We start from the raw sequence: 15,426 nt of genomic DNA, 5'->3' as shown, positions 1-15,426 counted from the left end.
GTCAGGACTCCATCTGGCGGGTGCGGGGGTCGAGCACCGCGTAGGCGACGTCGGCCAGGATGTTCGCGACGAGGACGGTGAGCGTGATGACGAGGAAGAGCCCCTGCATGAGCGGGTAGTCCTTCGCCGTCGTGGCGTCGAGCAGCAGTTTGCCGACGCCCGGGTAGGAGAAGACCATCTCCATGACGATCGTGCCGCCGACGATGAAGCCGAGCGACAGGGCGAAGCTCGACAGCTGCGGCAGCATCGCGTTGCGTGCGGCGTAGTCGACGAGCACCCGGCGGGTCGGCAGCCCCTTCGCCTGGGCGACGGTCACGTAGTCCTCGTCGAGGACGGTGACCATCATGTTGCGCATGCCGAGGATCCAGCCGCCGAGCGAGGCGAGCACGATCGTCGCCGCCGGGAGGAAGCCGTGCGCGATCACCTGCCCGAAGAAGTCGAGCGAGAACTCGGGCCTCGATCCCTTGCCGTAGGCGTGGGAGGCGGGGAACCAGCCGAGCAGGGTGGAGAACACCGCGATCGCGATGAGGCCCATCCAGAAGTACGGCACCGTCGAGAAGAAGGTGGACAGCGGGACGATGAAGTCCGCCTTGCTGCCGCGTCGCCAGCCGATGAGGGCGCCGATGGACGTCCCGAGGACGAACGACAGGATCGTCGCGATCCCGACGAGTCCCACGGTCCAGGGCAGAGCGGCGGCGATCACGTCGGTGACGGGCGCGAGGCCCTTCGAGAAGGACCGTCCGAGGTCGCCCGAGAAGAGGAGCCGCCAGTAGTCGAGGTACTGCTCGAGCATCGACTTGTCGGCGTCGAGTCCGAACAGGGTGCGCAGTGAGTCCGCTGCCTCCGGGCTGATGCGGCCCTGGTTCTTCGCGATGTACGCCGAGACGGGGTCGCCCTTGAGCATCCGCGGCAGGAAGAAGTTGATCGTGATCGCGGCCCACGCGGTGAACGCGTAGAAGGCGGCGCGACGGAGGAAGAAGGTCATGCGATGGTCTCCGTTCCCGCGAAGTGGCGGTCGGGGTCGGGCGACGCGTTGCGGAGGGCGAGCGTGTAGGGGTGCTGCGGGCGGAGGATCACGTCGTCGGCCGGGCCTCGCTCGACAACCTCGCCGTGATGCAGGACCATGATCTCGTCGCTGAAGTGCCGCGCGGTCGCGAGGTCGTGCGTGATGTAGAGCACACCGAGTTGCGACTCGCGCTGCAGCTCGGCCAGGAGGTTGAGGACACCCAGCCGGATGGAGACGTCGAGCATCGAAACGGGCTCGTCGGCGATGAGGAGGGACGGACGCGACGCGAGTGCGCGGGCGATGGCGACCCGCTGGCGCTGACCGCCGGACAGTTCGTGGGGCCGGCGGTCGATCGTGCCGGCCGGGTCGAGCTGCACGCGCTCGAGGAGGCGGTGCACCTCGTCCTCGACCTCGGCTTCCGGGACGACGTGGTCGAGGCGCAGCGGTCGCTCCAGGTGGTGACGGATCGTGTGCGACGGGTTCAGCGAGGCGAACGGGTCCTGGAAGACCATCCGGACCTGCTGGCGGTAGCGGCGGAGTGCACGACCACGACGCGGGATCGCCTTGCCGTCGAGCAGGATGTCGCCGCTCGTCGCCCGTTCCAACTGGGTGAGGATCTTCGCGATGGTCGACTTGCCACTGCCGGACTGACCGACGAGGGCGAGCGTCTGGCCGGACCGCAGGGTGAAACTGACGTCGTCGAGCGCGAGCATGTGACCGGAGCCACGGACCCGGTAGCGCTTCGAGACGTGTGAGAACTCGAGGGTGGTCATGCGGTCACTCCTGCCTGGGTGGCCGACGCGGCGCCACCGGTCCCACGGACGAAGTCGCCGCGCTCGCCGGTGAGGCTCGGGAAGGACGCGAGCAGCTTCCGCGTGTACGGGTCCTTCGCCTGTCGGTAGATGCGTTCCGCCGTGTCGATCTCGACGAGCCGGCCGGCACGCATGACGGCGATGCGGTCGGAGATCTCGAGGAGCAGCGGGAGGTCGTGGGTGATGAAGATGACCGAGAACCCGAACTCGGTGCGGAGCTCGGAGATCTGTTGGAGGATCTCGCGCTGCACGAGTACGTCGAGCGCGGTGGTCGGCTCGTCCATGATCATCAGCTGCGGTTTCAGGGCGAGCGCCATCGCGATCATGACCCGCTGGCGCATGCCGCCGGAGAGCTCGTGCGGGTAGGACTTCAGGCGGTCGCGGCCTACCCCGACGATGTCGAGCAGCTTGCCCGCCTCCTCGCGGCGTTCGGCGCGTGACATGCCCCGGCGGTGCGTGGTGAAGACGTCGTCGAGCTGCCGCCCGATCGAGGTGACCGGGTTGAGGGCGTTCATCGCACCCTGGAACACCATGGACGCCTTGTCCCAGCGGAACGCGCGCATCTCCTCCTCGCCCAGCCGGCCGAGGTCGATGTCCTCGCCGGACTCGTCGTGGAAGACGGCGGTCCCACCCGTGATGACCGCCGGTGGTTTGAGAAGCCGTTGCAGGCCGTAGGCGAGGGTGGTCTTGCCGCAGCCGGACTCGCCGGCGAGGCCGAGGATCTCGCCGCGGCGGAGGGTGAGCGAGACGTCGCGCACGGCTTCGACGGGAGGTTCCACGTCGTAGGTGACGCTGAAGGAGGACGCCGTCAGCAGGTCGTCGTTGGTCACTGCATGAGTCCGTTCTGTGCTGATCGCGGTGCATGCCGTTGCGCATGCGGGAGGTGACGGGCGGGACGGATGAGCGCCCCGCCCGTCGGTGTGGTGCCCGTGCTTACTTCGCGGCCTTGAGCTGCGTGAGGATGTAGACCGCGGTCGGCTGCGTCGGGTCGGCGGGCGCGTAGGGGTCGTCCTCGCTCGGCCATCCGGTGTAGTTCCGCGTGTTGTACGAGCCGATGAACGGACGCGTACCGATCGGCATCGCCGGGACGTCCGAGACGAACAGCTTCTGGACGGTCTCGAGGGCGGCTGCGCGCGTCGCGTCGTCCGTCGCGTTGGCGTAGGCCGCGAGCGCCGCGGTGGCCTCCGGGCTGTCGTAGCGACCGAAGTTGAAGTCGGCCGCCTCGCCCTCGGCGACGAGCCAGCGGCCGTCCATGATGTCGGAGTACAGGTCGTACGGCGTCGCACCGGTGTCGGTCCAGTGCAGGATGGCCTGGAAGTCGCCGTCCGACTTCGCCGCCCACCAGGTGTCCTGGTCGGGGGTGTCGACCGTGGCGGTGACGCCCAGCGTCTTGACCGAGTCGGCGATGAGGCTGATGCCGGTCACGTAGTCGTTCCAACCCTGCGGCACCGACAGCGTGAAGGTGACGGCCTCGCCGGACGGGTCGGTGAGGACGTCGTCCTCCCAGGTGTAGCCGGCGTCGGTCAGGACCTGCTTCGCGGCCTTCGCGTCGACGGTGTAGTCCTCGCCCTCGAACTCGGAGGCGATGAACGCGTCACCCGCCGGGGTCGGGAGGCCGGTCACCGAGCTGAGCTCGGGGACGCCGCCCTCACGGGCGATCTGCTGGTGCTGCTCGCGGTCGATGACGAGGTTCACCGCCTGGCGGAACGCGGGGTCGTTGAACGGCTTCGTCTGCGTGTTCACGAACATCGCGTCGACGGCGAGACCGGCGGCCGCCCAGTAGACGTTGTGCTCCTTGTCCTTGTCGAGGTACGCGGACTGAACGTTCGGGATGAAGGCCTGCGCCCAGTCGGCGTCGCCGTTGGCGAGGGCGGTGGTGAGGGCCGTGTTGTCGTTGTACGACACGTAGTAGAGCGTCGGCACGGCAGGCTGCTCACCCCAGTAGTCGTCGCGGGCGGAGAGTTCGACGCTCTCGGTGCTGAAGCTCGTGAGCGTGTACGGGCCGGTGCCGACGGGCTCCGGGTTCTCAAAGGTGGCGGGGTCGTCGACGGACTCCCACACGTGCTTCGGGACGATCTGCTTGAGGAGCACCTTGTCCTGCTTCACGAACATCGGGTTCGTGAACGACAGGGTGACGGTGTCGCCTTCGGTTGCCACCGTGGTGAGGCCGAGGGCCGAGTTGTCGAGTTCGGGGTGGTCGATGAACTGCTGGAAGGTGAACGCGATGTCGTCGGCGCTGAACGCCTCGCCGTCGTTCCAGGTGACACCGTCGCGGGCGGTCAGGGCGACGGAGGTGTAGTCGTCGGACCAGGCGATCTCGGACGCGAGCCAGGGCTTCACCTCCGCGCTCGGGTCGACGAGGTTGACGATCGCGAGCGGCTCCAGGATCGCGTTGATGTAGCCGAGCTTCATGGCGGACGAGTCGCCGACGTAGGGGTTGTTGGACTCGGTGGCGATCGAGCCGTCCGGCTTCGCGATCGTCAGGGCGGCGCCGCTCTCTGGGCCGTCGCTCGACCCGCCGCCACCGGTGCATCCGGTGAGCAGCAGGGCTGTGGCCGCGAACGCGGCCAGCAGTGGGGTTCTCAGCTTCATCGCTTTCTCCTCTTGGGTGTGCGCTGCGGCAGTGCGGCGCAAGTCGGGATTCGGTGATAACTTACTGACCATTCAGTAAGTTGGCAAGCGCGGTAGTGTCGGGCGCATCGAGGCCCCCGCGGAACGGACACCATGAGCACGGTGAAACGACAGAACACGGCGAAACGACCAGCCCAGCCACGCCCGGCGACTGTGGCGAGACGAGCCGAGGTCGTCCGCTCCGCGCTCGACGTCTTCGGCGCCAAGGGGTACGCGAACGGCACCCTCATCGACATCGCCGAGCTCGTCGACATGACGCCGGCGGGCATCCTGCACCACTTCGGATCGAAGGACCAGCTCCTCCTCGAGGTGCTCAGCTACCGCGACGCGACGGACGTCCAGGACCTCGACAACCAGCACATCCCCGGCGGTATCGACCTGTTCAAGCACCTGATCCGCACCGCAGCCGCGAACGCGCAGCGCGCCGGGATCGTGCAGGCGTTCGTCGTCCTGTCGGCGGAGTCGGTGACCGAGGACCACCCGGCCAGGCACTACTTCGACGACCGCTACCGGACCCTCCGGCGCGAGATCGCGGAGGCGTTCGAGGTGGTGTGCGCCGAGCGGGGCGTGGATGCGCCCGAGACGATCCACCGTGCGGCGGCGTCCATCCTGGCGGTCATGGACGGTCTGCAGGTCCAGTGGCTCATCGACCCTGCGGACGTCGACCTCGCCGAGACGAGCGAGTACGCGATCCGGGTCATCGTCGAGTCGGTGCTCGGGCCGGGCGCACTGGACGGCTAAGTCGCCCGAATCGGTCGGTTTTCGGGCTGATTTCGAGCGCTTTTGGGCGGCTCAGTGGGCCGAGCAGGATTCGAGAAGCGCCGTGGGGCTCGCGGGTCTACCGTGAGAGGCGGACCACAGCCCCGAACGGAAGGACGCCGACATGGCCGAGAAGCAGTCGAGCACGAAGAGCGGATTCAGCGCCGAGGAGCGCGCGGCGATGAAGGAGCGCGCCAAGGAGCTGAAGGCGGCCGCGAGTCGCGAGGAGGCTCTGCAGGCCGTCGTCGACGCGATCGCGGACATGGAGGACGCCGACCGCGCGATCGCCGAGCCGTTGCATGAGCTGATCATGGGCGGCGACTCCGGCCTCGCGGCCAAGACCTGGTACGGCATGCCCGCCTACGTCGGTGCCGACGGTAAGGCGGTCGTGTTCTTCCAGGCGGCGGCGAAGTTCAAGGCGCGCTACGCGACCATCGGGTTCAACGACTCCGCGAAGCTCGACGACGGCGACCTGTGGCCGACCGCCTTCGGGGTCACCGCCTGGAACGACGCCGTCGCGAAGCGCGTCGCGGACCTGCTCGCCCGGGCCGTCTGACCCCGTCCGGCCAATGGGCCGGGCGCCGGTCGAGCGCCGGCCCCTGAGCCCGCAGAAGGGCACATGGACCCGCGAATCGCGCGCCCTTCCCCCGTTCCCTGAGCCCATCGAAGGGCCCACGAGCGACTCCACGGACCCCGCACCCTTCCCCCGTTCCCTGAGCCTGTCGAAGGGCACACGGGGGACCTCCCGCTCCGGTGGTCTTCTCCCGGTCCCTGAGCTTGTCGAAGGGCCCACGAGGGACCTCCTGCTCCGGTGATCTTCTCCCGGTCCCTGAGCCTGCCGAAGGGCCCACGGAAGACTCCCCTAATCCGGGTGCCCTTCCTCCGGCCCCTGACCCAGTCGAAGGGCCCACGACCTCGACAATCCGGCGGACCCCTTCCGGCCCCTGAGCCTGTCGAAGGGCACACGAGGAACCCCAGGAATCCGGCGCCCTTCCACCGGTCCCTGACCCTGTCGAAGGGCCCACGGAATACCCCGCCAATCCGGCCAACCTCCCCCGGTCCCTGAGCTTGTCGAAGGGTCCACGAGCACCTTCCACAACTATGCCAACTCAGCATCTGGAATGTCAGTGGTCCATGGTGGACTTGTTCCATGACCGAGACCACCGCCTCCGCAGTTCGAGCTGGTGACGAGTACGCCGCGCAGTTGGCGGAGTTCTCGGATGCCTTCGCGGACATCCACCGCCGCCGCGCGGCTCTGGACGCCGAGGAGGCCCGGCTCCTCGCCCGCTCTGCCGCCTACGCGGACGCCTTCGCCGACGCCACGGTCCCGGCGATCTTCCCGCCGGCCGAGCGCCTTGCGCTCTCCCGCCGCTCCACCTGCGCGGCCCTCGCCATGGCGACCCGAACGCCTGAGCAGACGGTCCAGCGGGCGACGAACGACGCGGAACGCCTCGTCAATGAAGCCCCAGCAGTGCTCGAGTCGCTCGAGGCCGGGCGCATCTCGGCCCGGCACGCGCAGACGATCATCGACCAACTCAGTGACGTGCCGATCGCTGGGCGGGCAGCGTTCCTCGCGGAAGTCCTGCCGGTCGCCGAGCAGACGACCAACGCGAACCTCCGCAAGCGCGCCCGCACGCTCCGCGAGCGACTCCACCCCGAGTCCATCACCGCACGCGCCCGGCGGTCGGAGGCCGACCGCCGGGTCGAGTTCGAGCCCGCAGCCGATGGCATGGCGTGGGTGCACCTCTTCACCACCGCCCCGATCGCCCAGGGGCTCGTCGAGCGGGTCGAAGCAGCGGCGGCGAAGTCGCGAGCAGCAGGAGATACGCGCACCTGCGCACAACTGCAGGCCGACGCCCTAGCGGCGCTCGCGCTCACCGGCGTCACCCCGGAAGACGTCATGTCGAGCCCGGTCCTCCCGCACCCCATCGAGGTGCAGGAGCACATCAAGCCGACCGTGCAGATCACCGTCCCGGCGCTCACCATGGCCGGCGTCTCCGACGCACCCGGCATGCTCGACGGCTACGGTCCGATCGACCCCGAGACCGCCGCCCGTATCGCGGTGAACGCCCCCAGCTTCACCCGGATCCTCGTCCAACCGGAAACGGGTGCGGTCCTCTCCGTCGGGCGGAACCAGTACCGGGTCCCGGCCGACCTCCAGCGGGCGGTCCGGCTGCGGGACGGCACTTGTCGGGCACCGGGCTGCGGCAGACGGGCCAGAGCGTGTGATCTCGATCATTCGGTCGCGTGGGAGGACGGCGGGACGACAGGTGTCGGCAATCTTGCCTGCCTGTGTCGACATCACCACCGCATGAAACACCTGCCCGGGTGGAACCTCGAACACAAACCCGGCGGGGTCCTCGACTGGACGACACCCGATGGGAAGCAGTATCGGACCGAACCCGATCCCGCGCCCTTCTGACCAGTTTCGGTCCCTGAGCCTGTCGAAGGGGGTGGGTCCTCGTGGGCACTTCGACAGGCTCAGTGAGCGGGAGAGGTGTGCCCGGAACGATGAGGCATCCTCGTGGGCACTTCGACAAGCTCAGTGACCGGAAGAGGTTCACCGGCAACACCTCGGTCCCTCAGCCTGTCGAAGGGCAGCCGAGCCGCGCCACCTCGGTCAACCGAAGAGGTTCACCCGGATGAACCCGGTCCCTGAGCCTGTCGAAGGGGTTCCTCGTGGGCACTTCGACAAGCTCAGTGACCGGGAGAAGTGTGCCCGAACCGTTTCGGTCCCTGAGCCTGTCGAAGGGCAGCCGAGCCCAGGCACGTCGGTCAACGGGGAAGGTGCACGCGGGAGACTTCCAGCTTCCTCCTCACCTACCGGGCAACGCCAGCCCGGTCGGTCGCCCTGACACCGCGAGCAAGAGGTCGAGCGCCGATCCCCGGACCTCGTCGCCCGCACCCCAGCTCACCCCGGCGTCCTCGGCGACGAGCCGGACCCCCTGGGCGCGTTCCTTGCCACCGCTCATCGAGACGCCGGTCCGGAGCTGGTACTCCAACGCCACCAGGACAGCGGCTATCGGGTAGTCCGCGCTGATGCCGAGCGGCCGGCGGACGTCCTCAGCGTGCACGATGGCCTCGACGAGCCTGGTCGCGAGGTTCGCCGGCGGGGTGCGCCTCAGCTCGGTGGCGTCCGCCAGGGCGCGGAGCGTCTCCTGCGGATCGTTCCGCCGCTCCCGCTCGACCCCGCGTTCATTGTCGAGGTCGAAATCGAACCGCGCGGCGATGAGTCGTCGGGCGAATCCCAGCCGCGTCGTCTTCGCCGAATCGACGAGATGGGCGACGACGTCATGCACATCCCATCCGGTGCAGAGCGACGGCCTCCCCCACTGCTCGTCGCTCAGCACCGACAGGTTTGCGACGAGCCGCCGACGCTCCTCGTGGACGACCGGCCAGACGGTCCCTGGCGAGACCCTCATCCGCGCCGATCCACCCACCATCAGCGGTAGTGCTGCTCGCCCCGGGCGGCCTTCTCGACTACGTCCGCGATGCGCGCGGCCCTGATCGCGGGCGTCTTGATGTTGCTCAGGCGGAAGAACACGCGGAAGCGGTCCGTGCGGCCGAGGGTCGCGAAGTAGGCCGCCGCCTCGGGGTTCGCTTCGAGCGCCGCCTGCAGATCATCCGGTGCGACGGCGTCCTTCTGCCGGTACGCCACGTCCCACCGCCCGTCGGCCTTGGCGCGTTCGATCTCCGCGAGCCCGCCGGGACGCATCCGCCCCTCCTCGATGAGGCGGGCGACGTGCTCCCGGTTGATCTGCGACCACGGGCTGCTCTTCCGCCGCGGCGTGAACGCCTGCAGCGTGTAGTCGTCGTCGAACCGTTTGCTCTGTCCGTCGATCCATCCGTAACAGAGGGCGACGTCCAGCGCCTCCAACCAGGTGATCCCCGACGCCTTCGACGTCTTCTTCCGCAGCTTCAACCGCACGCCCGCGTCGCTCGGCGCGCCGGCGAGGTAGGCCTCCCACTCATCGAGCGTGAGGTCCAGGATCGGTTTCTCCTCGAAGCTCGCCACGTGAGCGAGCGTAGCGCGCACGGGCGACGCGGCCCAGACCCCGGTGCAGCCCAGACCCCGGTGCCGTCCGGACCGCCACCCAGGACTGGATAGGGTCGAAGCATGCTGATGAACGACGAGACGCTGTCGCGCGCCGCCGACACCCTGCGAGCCTGGGCCCTCGACGAGGACCTCAAAGCGCGAGTCCTCGCCCACCCGGAGGCTGCCGCCGTCGCCAAGCGGGCCGCCCTGCGATACATCGCCGGCGAAGACGCGGCCTCGGCCTTGCGGCTCCTCGAAGCGAACACCGATCGTGGACACCGCTGGAGCATCGAGCTCGTCGGCGAGTCGGTCCGCGACGCACGTGTCGCCGACGAACAGACCGCGGAGTTCATCGACCTCGCCCGCCGGATCAGCGAATCCGACCAGACCGCGACGATCTCGCTCGACCTCTCCCACATCGGTTCCGTCGTCTCCCGCGAGCTCGGCCTGCGCAACGGCCTGGCGCTCGCACAGGCGGCCCGGGACGCCGACACCTCGCTCATGATCTCCGCTGAAGGCTCCGACCGCACGGACCTGGTGCTGTCGCTCTTCGAGCAGATCGCCGACCGGTTCCCGGAGACCGGCATCACCCTGCAGGCGAGACTGCACCGCACCCCCGCGGACCTCGACCGCGTGCTGCATCGTCCCGGGCCGATCCGTGTCGTCAAGGGCGCCTTCCTCGAATCGACCGAGGTGGCCTACCCCCGCGACTCCGCACCGATGACCGCCGCCTACATCAGCATGGTCACACGACTCGTTGGGTCGGGTCACCGGGTCAACATCGCTACCCACGACGCAAACCTCGTCGCCGCACTCGAGGGCGCGCTCGGCGACGACCTCCGCCAGCCGCACGTGGAGTTCGAGATGCTGCAGGGACTCGGCACCGAACTGCTCGACGACCTCCACCGCCGCGGGTTCGCGACGCGCGAATACCTCGTCTACGGACCCGAATGGTGGCTCTACGTCCTCAACCGGATCGCCGAGCACCCCGAGCGGGTCATCGAGGCGATCGCGGACATCGGCCCGATCGCGCTCCTCGCCTGATCAGCCGAGCGGGTCGGACTCCAGGCGGTGGAAGTTGCGGTTCTGGTAGACGAGCGCCGGCGCGTCGGTGCCGGGCGGGATGACCTCCAGCACCTCGGCGATGACGAGCATCGAGCTGCCGGCCGGGACCGTCTGCACGATCCGGCAGCGCAGTGCCGCACGGGCACTCGGCAGGTAGGGCTCGCCGGTCGCGAGTCGCTCCCAGTGCTGTTCCGGGGTGAAGCGCGGCTCCCCCGTCTTGGCGAACGCCTTCGCGACCTCCAGGTGGTGGTCCGCCAGGAGGTGGACGACGACCGTCCCCGCACTGAGCAGTCCGCCCGCGGACCCCGTGGCCCGCGTGACCGAGAAGGACAGCATCGGCGGGTCGACGGCCACCGACGCGACCGATGACGCCGTCAGCCCGACGTCTCCACGATCGGTCGAGGCACTGATCAGCGCGACGCCCGCCGGGTGGTCACGGAACGCCGTCTTGAACCCGTCGACGGTCGCGGCGCGGGCGAGGGCATCGGGATCAGCGGACGGCGTGGTGGGAATGGTCATGCTTCAACCGTAGAACCTCAATCGGTCTTGAGGTCAACTCAAGGAGCGGCGATCTCCGACTACTCGAACATCTCCGCCAGAAGCGCATGCGGGTCGCCGTCGACCCGGTGCTTCGAGCGGCCCTCGGGCCAGAACGTGACCCCGTCGTCATCCCAGCACGGGACGACGTGGAGATGGAGGTGGGGGACGCTCTGCCCGGCGTCGGCACCGGACGCACTCAGCACGACGACGCCGGTCGCACCGAGCGCCGCCCGCATCGCGCGTCCCACCCGCTGAGCGAGGGCGGTCGTCGCCTGCAGGGCTCGCGGATCGGCGTCGAGCAGGCCGACGCTGTGCGCCCGCGGCACCACGAGAGTGTGTCCGGGCGCGAGCTCCGACTCGGGCAACGGCCGGAAGGCGACCGCTTCGTCCTCGCGTTCCACCCAGGTGACGTCGTCGGGCTCGTCACGCAGGATGCGGCAGAAGGTGCAGGTTTCGGGCATCGTCCCATTCTCGGGGCTCACCGCGGGCGCGTCGATCACCTCAGGACACGCGGTCGCGCGCACCCCGGATCAGGCGCGGGCCGACGATCCACACCAGCCCGATGACGACGACCACGACCCCACCCGCCCACAAGCCGACCGCGGGCGACACGACGAAGTCGAAGACGAACAGGACGATCCCCGCGAACAGCAGCGACGCCGCCCCGAGACACACCATGAGGATGCTGCTGGACAGCCGCACCAGCTGTGGCTTCGCCAGCTGCCGGAATACCAACCGGTGCATGATCACCGGGGCGAGCGCGAGGAGCGTGACCGTCACGGCCAGGACCACGAGGACGAGGTACAGCACATGGTCGAATCCACTGAGCTCGCTGAACCGTGGCTGGAACGGCAGCGTCAGCAGGAAACCCGCGAGGATCTGCGTGCCTGTCTGCAGGACACGGAACTCCTGCAGCAGCTCCGACCAGTTGCGGTCGGATCGCTCGTTCAGCGTCTCGTCGCGACCGTCCCCGGGCATGGCGTCGGCCGGGTCACTTGCGGCGGGCATCAGCCGACCTCGTCATCCGTCATGCCTCGTCCAGATCGCATGGAGGGATGGTACCGCCGTCAGACGCTCCTCACGCCGCTTCCGGCGCCTTCCGCCGTCGGGCCACACGCGTGATCGCGTAGAGCACGACGCCGACCGCGACGATGATGCCGCCACGCAGCCAGACCTCGGCGCTCTGCTGCGTGAGGAGGACCAGGCACGACAGGACCGCGAGGACCGGCAGGACCGTCCACGCACGGAAATGGGCGTGCTCGACATGCTCGCGCCGCAGGACGAGCACCGCGATGTTCGTGCTGAGGAAGACGATGAGCAGGAGCAGGACGACCGTCTCGGCGAGCGTCGCGATACTGCCGGTGGCCGTGAGTACCATCGCGACACCGGTGGTCACGATGATCGCGACCCACGGCGTACCGCGCTTCGGCAGCACCTTCGTGAAGACGCTCGGCAGCAGACCCTGCGAGCCCATGCCGTAGGCGAGCCGGCTCGACATGATCATCGTGAGCAGCGCACCGTTCGCGACCGCCACGAGCGCGATGATGCTGAACAACCACGCGGGGATGCCGACGCCGGTCGCCTGGATCACGGTCAGGAGCGGACCGGTCGATTCGCCGAGCTCGTCGGAGGGCACGGCGATCGAGGCCGCGGTGCCGACGAGGACGTACAGCACGCCGGCGGTCGCGAGGGCACCGAAGAGCGCCTTCGGGTAGACCCGCGACGGGTCCTTGACCTCTTCGATGACGTTCGCACTCGTCTCGAACCCGACGAAGGAGTAATAGGCGAGCAGTGCAGCACCGAAGACGGCGATGACGGGGCTGCCACCCTCAGCGAACTGCGTGGCACGACCGAGGTCGCCCCTGCCTCCACCGAGCATCATCGCGACCGCCACCACGACGAGGACAAGGCCGGTGGTCTCGATCATCGTCATGACGAGGTTCGCCCGGACGGACTCCTTGATGCCGCGGGCGTTGATCAGCGCGATCACCAGGAGGAACAGCACGGCGCCGAGGACCGGCGGCAGGTCGATGAAGGTCGCGAGGTAGTCACCGGCGAACGCCAGCGCCAACCCGGACGCACTCACGACACCCGCCGCGAGCATGCAGTACCCGACGAGGAAGGAGACGATCGGTCGCTTGTAGGCGCGCTCGGCGAACACGGCCGAACCACCCGCCTTCGGATACTTCGTGACGAGCTCTGCGTACGACGCCGCGGTGAGCAGCGCCAGCAGCAACGCGACGATCATCGGGACCCAGGTGACCCCGCCGACCTCCCCGGCGATCTGGCCGATGAGCGCGTAGATGCCCGCGCCCAGCACGTCTCCGAGGATGAACAGGTAGAGCATCTTGCCGGAGATGTCGCGCTTGAGCTGGGCGGGTGAATCGGCCTTGGCGGCGTCGGTTGCAGTCACTCGCGCAACCGTACGGGAGCGACCGGACCCCGTTCCGTGCTTGCGAATCCGACGAGGATGTGCGTCAGCGACGGGCGAGCGTGCGCGCCACCGCGACCACCGGCACGGCGACGACGAGGACCGACGCCACCCGCGCGAACAACGACCGCTTCGGGAACTCGGCGTTCTTCCGGTCTTCTGCCGTCGGCTCGGCCGCCTCCACGAGGTGGGTCCCACCGGCACCGCCCTCAGCGAGGTGGGCGAGTCGGCGCAGCGTCTCGATGTTGCGGAGGTGCAGCCCGATGTCGAGGAGCCAGACCGGGATCAGCGCACCAGGGCCCGTCACGGCGTGCTCATGCAGGTGGACGATGCACCCGCGCTCGTGCGGCTCGACCTCGACCGCGACGCGGGCCTCACCGAGCGGCCACCCCTTCGGCTGGATGACGAACCGGTGCGGAGCATCCCACTGGAGCACCGTCGTCTCGTCGTTCAGCACCGCCGGCCAGACACCGAAGGAGTGGTGCAGCTTCCCGCCCACGTGCGGCCACCGGTCACCGACGTCGCGCATGCGGGACGCGCCGACCACCCACGCCGGGAAGAGCCAGCCGTCGGCGAGGACGGCGAAGACACGGTCGGGTGGGCAGTCGAGGATCCGAGTGGTGTGGGACACGGTGGTGTTCCTTTCGCTGGAGCAGGGACGAGGTCAGGAGGTCGGACGCGGGCGGTCGGGCGCGAGCGACGGCATGCGGTCGCGGCCGAAGACCGAGCGGAGGGCGCTGCGGGCGGCGTGCCAGCCGGCGAGACCGTGGACGCCCGGGCCGGGCGGGGTCGACGAGGAGCAGAGGAAGATCCCCGGCGTCGGCGTCCGCCACGGGTCGTTCGAGAGCACGGGACGCGCGACGAGCTGCGCGAAGCTCGCAGCGCCGGCCGCGATGTCGCCGAGCACGTAGTTCGGGTTGTACCGCGCCATGTCGCGGGCGGTCATCGACGCCGACGTCAGGATCACGTCGCGGAAGCCGGGGGCGAAGCGCTCGATCTGCCGGGTGATCGCCTCGGTCTGGTCGAGACCGGACCCGCTCGGCACGTGCGTGTAGGCCCAGAGGACCTGGGCGTCACCGGGAGCGCGACCAGGATCGCCGACGTCGGGCTGCGAGACGAGGACGTAGGGCGACTCGCTGTGCCGACCGCGGGCGACGTCGCGCTCGGCGGCGGCGATCTCCGGGCGGGTGCCGCCGAGGTGGAGCGTGCCGGCCCGGGCCAGTTCAGGGTTCGTCCACGGGACGGGACCTGAGAGCGCGAAGTCGACCTTGGCCACGCCGTCGCCGTACCGGAACCGGGAGAGACGACGGAGGTAGGCGTCGGGCAGTCGGCTGCCCGCGATCTCGGCGAGCGCCTTCGGCGTCGTGTCGAACAGGACGGCGCGGGCGGACGGCAGCTCGTCGATGGAACGCACCTCGGTTCCGGTGACGATCTCACCGCCGTGGGCCAGCAGGTCGGCGGCGAGCGCGTCGATGATCGCTTGGCTGCCGCCGACGGGGATGGGCCAACCGCGGGCGTGCGCATACGCGCCGAGCGACAGGGCGGCGGCCGAGGTGGACAGGCTCGGCATCGGGCGGATGGAGTGGGCGGCGACGCCGCTGAGCATCGCCGGAGCGGTCTCCTCACGGAACCGGAGGTTCCAGGCGGGACTGCCCTGCTCGAGCGCGCGGAGGCCGAAGCGCGCGACCGTGACCGGGTGGCGCGGCACCTGCAGGAGCTTGCCACCGGTGAACTGCGAGACGCGGTCGGCGTCGGCGGCGAGCGGTCCCATGAGCGAGCGCCAGGCCTCGCCGTCGCGTCCGAGGGCCTCGGCGGTGCGGTCGATGTCGCGGTAGGCGATCCCGGCCCGTCCACCGTCGAGCGGGTGGGCGTAGGAGATCTCCGGCACGACGAGGTCGATGCGGCGCTCGAGGCCGAAGGATCGGAAGAACCCGGAGGCGAGCGCCATCGGGTGGACCGCTGAGCAGATGTCGTGGTGGAAGCCGGGCAGCGTCAGCTCGGCGGTCCTGGCACCACCACCGATCGTGTCGCCCCGCTCGACCACCTGCACGTGCAGGCCGGCCCTGGCGAGGGTCACCGCGGCAGCGAGCCCGTTGGGGCCCGCGCCGACGACCACCGCGTCGAACTGCTCGCGCCGCGCCATCGT

Annotated in this window: 16 protein-coding genes; 4 read left to right on the top strand and 12 right to left on the bottom strand. The window is 69.4% G+C overall.

The genetic code is table 11. The features are described 5' to 3' along the window. Position 1: 1 nt before the first annotated feature. From GV015_RS06175 to GV015_RS06160, 4 genes are all read right to left on the bottom strand, one after another. On the bottom strand, positions 2-985 hold the full coding sequence (locus GV015_RS06175) for an ABC transporter permease (protein WP_079704856.1): 984 nt from the start codon (positions 983-985) through the stop codon (positions 2-4). Then, positions 982-1,779, bottom strand: coding sequence for an ABC transporter ATP-binding protein (locus GV015_RS06170; RefSeq protein ID WP_056009243.1), 798 nt, complete (start codon positions 1,777-1,779; stop codon positions 982-984). The genes GV015_RS06175 and GV015_RS06170 overlap by 4 nt, the downstream gene beginning before the upstream one ends. Further along, positions 1,776-2,648 (bottom strand): ABC transporter ATP-binding protein, encoded by an 873-nt coding sequence (locus GV015_RS06165; protein WP_201299368.1) that lies wholly within the window; start codon positions 2,646-2,648, stop codon positions 1,776-1,778. Before GV015_RS06165 ends, GV015_RS06170 begins: the two co-directional genes overlap by 4 nt. Positions 2,649-2,751: 103 nt before the next feature. After that, entirely contained in the window at positions 2,752-4,410 is a 1,659-nt protein-coding gene (locus GV015_RS06160) for an ABC transporter substrate-binding protein (protein ID WP_124768494.1), read from the bottom strand. Positions 4,411-4,542: 132 nt separating this feature from the next. Between GV015_RS06160 and GV015_RS06155 the strand changes: the two genes are divergently transcribed. The 3 genes from GV015_RS06155 to GV015_RS06145 all read left to right on the top strand — a co-directional run bounded on the left by GV015_RS06155 (position 4,543) and on the right by GV015_RS06145 (position 7,630). After that, positions 4,543-5,190, top strand: a complete 648-nt coding sequence (locus tag GV015_RS06155; RefSeq protein ID WP_159877339.1) for a TetR/AcrR family transcriptional regulator — start codon at positions 4,543-4,545, stop codon at positions 5,188-5,190. Between the two features lie 142 nt (positions 5,191-5,332). After that, positions 5,333-5,764, top strand: coding sequence for a hypothetical protein (locus GV015_RS06150; protein ID WP_071261750.1), 432 nt, complete (start codon positions 5,333-5,335; stop codon positions 5,762-5,764). Between the two features lie 594 nt (positions 5,765-6,358). Further along, positions 6,359-7,630 (top strand): HNH endonuclease signature motif containing protein, encoded by a 1,272-nt coding sequence (locus tag GV015_RS06145; protein ID WP_159877337.1) that lies wholly within the window; start codon positions 6,359-6,361, stop codon positions 7,628-7,630. Positions 7,631-8,024: 394 nt separating this feature from the next. Here GV015_RS06145 and GV015_RS06140 read toward each other — a convergent pair whose 3' ends face one another. Then, positions 8,025-8,630, bottom strand: coding sequence for a maleylpyruvate isomerase family mycothiol-dependent enzyme (locus GV015_RS06140; RefSeq protein WP_159877335.1), 606 nt, complete (start codon positions 8,628-8,630; stop codon positions 8,025-8,027). A gap of 20 nt (positions 8,631-8,650) precedes the next feature. Further along, positions 8,651-9,223, bottom strand: coding sequence for a YdeI family protein (locus GV015_RS06135; protein WP_159877333.1), 573 nt, complete (start codon positions 9,221-9,223; stop codon positions 8,651-8,653). Positions 9,224-9,325: 102 nt separating this feature from the next. Here GV015_RS06135 and GV015_RS06130 point away from each other — a divergent pair, with 102 nt between their 5' ends. After that, the gene (locus tag GV015_RS06130; protein ID WP_201299367.1) at positions 9,326-10,288 is read left to right on the top strand and encodes a proline dehydrogenase family protein; all 963 of its coding nucleotides are present in this window, start codon (positions 9,326-9,328) and stop codon (positions 10,286-10,288) included. Here GV015_RS06130 and GV015_RS06125 read toward each other — a convergent pair whose 3' ends face one another. From GV015_RS06125 to GV015_RS06100, 6 genes are all read right to left on the bottom strand, one after another. Next, positions 10,289-10,828, bottom strand: a complete 540-nt coding sequence (locus tag GV015_RS06125; RefSeq protein WP_082916284.1) for a flavin reductase family protein — start codon at positions 10,826-10,828, stop codon at positions 10,289-10,291. Between the two features lie 59 nt (positions 10,829-10,887). After that, positions 10,888-11,310, bottom strand: coding sequence for an HIT family protein (locus tag GV015_RS06120; protein ID WP_159877331.1), 423 nt, complete (start codon positions 11,308-11,310; stop codon positions 10,888-10,890). A gap of 40 nt (positions 11,311-11,350) precedes the next feature. Further along, a complete protein-coding gene (locus tag GV015_RS06115; protein ID WP_159877329.1) occupies positions 11,351-11,857 on the bottom strand; it encodes a DUF6328 family protein in 507 nt (168 codons plus the stop codon). A 70-nt stretch (positions 11,858-11,927) separates the two neighbouring features. Then, positions 11,928-13,262: an APC family permease gene (locus GV015_RS06110; protein ID WP_371416539.1), complete on the bottom strand. Its 1,335-nt coding sequence runs from the start codon at positions 13,260-13,262 to the stop codon at positions 11,928-11,930. Positions 13,263-13,326: 64 nt separating this feature from the next. Then, complete coding sequence (locus GV015_RS06105; RefSeq protein ID WP_159877327.1) at positions 13,327-13,911, bottom strand: SRPBCC family protein; 585 nt, start codon at positions 13,909-13,911, stop codon at positions 13,327-13,329. Positions 13,912-13,944: 33 nt separating this feature from the next. Continuing rightward, positions 13,945-15,423, bottom strand: coding sequence for an NAD(P)/FAD-dependent oxidoreductase (locus GV015_RS06100; RefSeq protein WP_159877325.1), 1,479 nt, complete (start codon positions 15,421-15,423; stop codon positions 13,945-13,947). Between the last annotated feature and the right edge of the window lie 3 nt (positions 15,424-15,426).

Source organism: Plantibacter sp. T3 (assembly GCF_902506515.1).
Classification (GTDB): domain Bacteria; phylum Actinomycetota; class Actinomycetes; order Actinomycetales; family Microbacteriaceae; genus Plantibacter; species Plantibacter auratus.
Note: the sequence above shows the minus strand (reverse complement) of the source record. Positions and strands in the feature narration are given on the sequence as shown.

Excerpts from the sequence above, each read along its gene's own strand:
- GV015_RS06160 (WP_124768494.1), bottom strand. The coding sequence starts at position 4,410 with ATGAAGCTGAGAACCCCACTGCTGGCCGCGTTCGCGGCCACAGCCCTG.
- GV015_RS06170 (WP_056009243.1), bottom strand. The coding sequence starts at position 1,779 with ATGACCACCCTCGAGTTCTCACACGTCTCGAAGCGCTACCGGGTCCGT.
- GV015_RS06100 (WP_159877325.1), bottom strand. The coding sequence starts at position 15,423 with ATGGCGCGGCGCGAGCAGTTCGACGCGGTGGTCGTCGGCGCGGGCCCC.
- GV015_RS06155 (WP_159877339.1), top strand. The coding sequence starts at position 4,543 with ATGAGCACGGTGAAACGACAGAACACGGCGAAACGACCAGCCCAGCCA.
- GV015_RS06140 (WP_159877335.1), bottom strand. The coding sequence starts at position 8,630 with ATGAGGGTCTCGCCAGGGACCGTCTGGCCGGTCGTCCACGAGGAGCGT.
- GV015_RS06145 (WP_159877337.1), top strand. The coding sequence starts at position 6,359 with ATGACCGAGACCACCGCCTCCGCAGTTCGAGCTGGTGACGAGTACGCC.
- GV015_RS06120 (WP_159877331.1), bottom strand. The coding sequence starts at position 11,310 with ATGCCCGAAACCTGCACCTTCTGCCGCATCCTGCGTGACGAGCCCGAC.
- GV015_RS06125 (WP_082916284.1), bottom strand. The coding sequence starts at position 10,828 with ATGACCATTCCCACCACGCCGTCCGCTGATCCCGATGCCCTCGCCCGC.
- GV015_RS06130 (WP_201299367.1), top strand. The coding sequence starts at position 9,326 with ATGCTGATGAACGACGAGACGCTGTCGCGCGCCGCCGACACCCTGCGA.
- GV015_RS06150 (WP_071261750.1), top strand. The coding sequence starts at position 5,333 with ATGGCCGAGAAGCAGTCGAGCACGAAGAGCGGATTCAGCGCCGAGGAG.
- GV015_RS06175 (WP_079704856.1), bottom strand. The coding sequence starts at position 985 with ATGACCTTCTTCCTCCGTCGCGCCGCCTTCTACGCGTTCACCGCGTGG.
- GV015_RS06115 (WP_159877329.1), bottom strand. The coding sequence starts at position 11,857 with ATGCCCGCCGCAAGTGACCCGGCCGACGCCATGCCCGGGGACGGTCGC.